This is a genomic window from Rhodococcus sp. TAF43, from assembly GCF_052113525.1.
Taxonomy (GTDB): domain Bacteria; phylum Actinomycetota; class Actinomycetes; order Mycobacteriales; family Mycobacteriaceae; genus Prescottella.
In genome coordinates, this window is record NZ_JBFRDL010000118.1 from 1 (window position 1) to 1,484 (window position 1,484).

Below are 1,484 nucleotides of genomic sequence, written 5' to 3' on the forward strand. Positions count from 1 at the left end.
CTAGGGCATGTCTGACAAATGCCGTGTCCAGGCTGTCTGACAAATGCCGTGTCCAGGCGATGATGGCGTTCAAGACCACTGCGGATCGGTAGACGATGGCAAGTTTGTCGTAGCGAGTGGCCAGGCCGCGCCACTGTTTCACATGGCAAAACTGGCGTTCGACCACATTGCGGCCCCTGTAGTCGGTCGGATCGAATGCTGGTGGCCGGCCACCGCCCGAGCCGCGGCGGCGACGATGCCCGGCCTGGTCCGACGGTTCGGCGATTACCGCTCCGATCCTGCGGCGCCGCAGCAACTCCCGATTGGCGCGCGAGGAGTACGCCTTGTCGCCACGGACCCGACCGGGGCGGGTACGGGGCCGCCCGCCACCGACGCGCGGAACCTTCAGGTGGTCGAGCAGATGCGGGAAGGCCGGGCAGTCGCCGGACTGGCCCGGCGAAACAAGGATCACCAGCGGCAGTCCGTGGCCGTCGACGAGTTGGTGGATCTTCGTCGACAGGCCGCCGCGGGAGCGGCCGATGGCGTGGTCAGGCGGCTCGATCCGCGGATTCGTGTAATTCGACTGTGCCCCCTGTGTGGCGGGCAGTGTTCGTTGCGTGCTGATGAGCACGGACAATGGTCGAATCCACCGACACCGCCCAGTCGATCTTCCCGGCGTTATCGGCCACAGCGAGCAGACGCTGCAGGACCCGATCCCAGGTGCCGTCACCTGCGAGGCGGCGGTGCCAGGTCCAGATTGTCTGCCATGGACCGAACACCTCAGGGACATCCCGCCAGGCGATCCCGCACCGGTAGCGGTACACGATGCCTTCGATCATCGATCGGGCATCGGAGAAGGGCCGGCCGCGTCGGCCGGTACGGGCAGGCAGTAGATCCGCGACTGCCTCCCACTGCTGGTCCGAGAGCACCTGAAATCGATTCACCTGGACATCATCGGCTGCCTACTGAGCTCGGACCGAGAGTCGATCGCAGTCGACATCTCGATCCGGTACGCGTGCGCCGGTCTAGGCTGCGGACCGTGTCGAGAGCAGTGTGGTGGGCCTCAGTGGTGGCCGCGTTGGCAATTACCACGTGGGTCGGTACTTCACCGATGGCTGACGTGTCGATGTCGTGCTCGAAGATGGGTGAACTGTATCTAGATGGCAGCCGATCCGCCTTTCAGTGCGATGACTCGATCGTCCGCGTGCTGGGGGTATGKCCGCTGGTCGGCCTGGGCCTGTTGCTCGCGATACCGCCGGTGGTGGCGGCGCTGGCAATGCGAAGGTGGATTTCCTGGTTGGTCGTCGCCGCACTCGTCGGTTTGTCGATCGCTGGGCTGGTGAACTGGTCGTCCTACTGGGGATCGTTGCTCTTCGCTGTTCCCCTGGCGGCCCTTGGATGGGTCGCCGCCACGTTGCAGCAGGCCGTACCGCGCCCGGGAACACCACGGAGTGGTCCTGCTGCAGCGGGGTGAGGACGGTGTTGAAGACACCTAGCGCCAGGGC

2 protein-coding genes are annotated in these 1,484 nt (G+C 65.4%); one reads left to right on the plus strand and one right to left on the minus strand.

Annotation, left to right across the window (positions count from 1 at the left end; translation table 11 throughout):
- Positions 1-908 (minus strand): IS5 family transposase gene (locus tag AB4Z09_RS29045; protein WP_442241389.1). Its coding sequence is split into 2 segments (ribosomal slippage), with 910 coding nucleotides annotated over them: positions 1-578 and positions 577-908; the frame shifts between segments, so codons are not numbered across the junction. This gene is flagged as partial in the annotation.
- 182 nt (positions 909-1,090) lie between these two features.
- Between AB4Z09_RS29045 and AB4Z09_RS29050 the strand changes: the two genes are divergently transcribed.
- Complete coding sequence (locus AB4Z09_RS29050; RefSeq protein ID WP_442241388.1) at positions 1,091-1,453, plus strand: ABC transporter permease; 363 nt, start codon at positions 1,091-1,093, stop codon at positions 1,451-1,453.
- Positions 1,454-1,484 lie beyond the last annotated feature (31 nt).